This is a genomic window from Butyricimonas sp. BSD2780061689_150309_C8 (assembly GCF_015560935.1).
Lineage (GTDB): Bacteria > Bacteroidota > Bacteroidia > Bacteroidales > Marinifilaceae > Butyricimonas > Butyricimonas paravirosa.
The window spans coordinates 1-2,011 of sequence record NZ_JADMSV010000060.1; the positions used below are offsets into that span (position 1 = coordinate 1).

2 protein-coding genes are annotated in these 2,011 nt (G+C 42.9%); both read left to right on the forward strand.

The window, feature by feature from the left end; translation table 11 throughout:
* The first annotated feature begins 369 nt into the window (after positions 1-369).
* Positions 370-1,593 (forward strand): site-specific integrase, encoded by a 1,224-nt coding sequence (locus tag I2I33_RS20165; protein ID WP_120178153.1) that lies wholly within the window; start codon positions 370-372, stop codon positions 1,591-1,593.
* A 20-nt stretch (positions 1,594-1,613) separates the two neighbouring features.
* Positions 1,614-2,011, forward strand: a 398-nt coding sequence (locus I2I33_RS20170) for an Arm DNA-binding domain-containing protein (RefSeq protein ID WP_255541934.1), incomplete at its 3' end; no start/stop codon positions are given.

The window sequence follows — 2,011 nt, forward strand, 5'->3', positions numbered from 1 at the left end:
AAACTCGCCCGATTTCGGATGGATTTAGGAAGAATAATGTAAACTATTGGGCTTTCAGGGAGATACGCAGCATTATTCCGCATTTGTAAATGTGTGCTTTGAAGCCGTTTTTTGAATAGTTAAGCGAAAAAATTGCTACCTATCCGTTGCCCATTCCAGTTGTATGGAGTTGTTTGAAAATCCTTTCTGCTCCGACCGTAAAGAACGCAGTTTCATCATTTTGGCTTAGCGAAGGTACTTATTTTTTTTGAGATATGAAAAATATAGGTTCCGGAAGTCAATGGTGATAGCTTTGTCGATGTCTGACGATATTTTACATGCCGATGATTAACTCTGTCTCTGTTAATTTTGCAAACAATGGAACAGATTATGAATCAGACAGATGTAAAGGTTTCGTTCTACCTTAAAAAGAGCGAGGCGGATGCCAGGGGAAACTGTCCCGTGATGGCACGGCTTATTGTCGGCAAGCACTCTGAAACAGCATTCAGTGTCAAGTTTCGTGTGCCACAGTCATTGTGGTCATCCGGACGGGCGTGTGGAAAAAGTGTTGCGGCAAGAGACATAAACAACAGACTGGATGAAATACGTGCTGCCGCGCTCGGCATCTATGCGGAACAATCTGCAATCCGTGAGGATGTAACAGCAGAGGATGTAAAGCATCAACTTTTGGGTATGGCTTCGGAACAGGAAACCCTATTAAGCTATTTCAGACTTTTCATTAGAAATTTCGAGAAACGCGTTGGGATCAATCGTACGGAAAAGACATTGAGGGCTTACCGCAATTCCTACAATCATCTGGTACGTTTTTTACAGATGCAATATAAGCTGTCAGATATCCCTTTTGCCGCATTGGACCGTTCCTTCATTGAAAAATATGACTTGTATCTACGTACGGAATGTTGTCTGGCTTCAGGCACAATAGTCAATCTTACCGTCCAACTGAAAACAATTGTCGGAGAAGCTATTGCTGACGGTATAATAACAGTATTCCCGTTTGTCGGATATGAACCGGTACATCCGAAACCGGAACAGAAATATCTCACCTCCGAAGAATTGAATAGGATTATGACAACACCTCTCCATGATCAGATTCTTTATCATGTGAGAGATATGTTCCTGTTTTCCTGTTATACGGGTATTCCCTATAGCGACATGTGTCTGCTGACAAATGAAAACCTTTCTCTCGCGGAAGATGGTACCTGGTGGATCAGGAGTTCTCGCAAGAAAACCGGTGTAGATTTTGAAATACCGCTTATGGAACTGCCGTTCCATATTATTGAAAAATACCGCGATATGGCTCCTGAAGGAAAGCTTCTTCCCATGTATTCCAACAGTTCATTGAATCGTTATCTGAAACGCATCGCCGAAATTTGCGGTATAGGACGTAAGCTGGTCTTCCATGCAGCCCGTCATACCTATGCGACAGAAATTACACTTTCCCATGGCGTACCGCTTGAAACGGTCAGCAAGATGTTGGGGCACAGTCGTATTGAGACCACACAGCATTACGCAAAGGTGACAGACAATAAGATAGATACAGATACGAAAGCATTGGATAAAATAATTGTTGAGCGGTTTTCTGTAGTTATTTGATAATGGCAAAAAATAGGATTATGAAAAGAAATACTGACAATATGGAAATCAAACGTCGCAGTACATTTGCGATACTGTTTTATATAAACCGCACCAAAGTCCGTAAGGATGGAACGTGCCAGTTGCTGTGCAAGATAAGCATAGATGCCAAATGGGAACAGATAGGAACGAAAGTATCCGTCAATCCGGCCATCTGGAATCCTGAAAAAGGACGGGCTGACGGCCGCAGTGAGAATGCCATTACCGTCAACCAGGCTATTGATGATCTGACCAAAGAAATCAAGGAGCATTACAGGCGGATTAAGAACAGTCTGGGATTTATTACGGCAGAGCAGGTAAAGAATGCCGTGATGGGAGTCGGTCAGAAACCGCTAACTCTGCTGGCTCTTTTCAGAGAGCATAACGAGGAGTTTAAGAA

Bases quoted from the DNA above. Each gene is read 5' to 3' on its own strand.
- I2I33_RS20165 (WP_120178153.1), top strand. From the start codon at position 370: ATGAATCAGACAGATGTAAAGGTTTCGTTCTACCTTAAAAAGAGCGAG.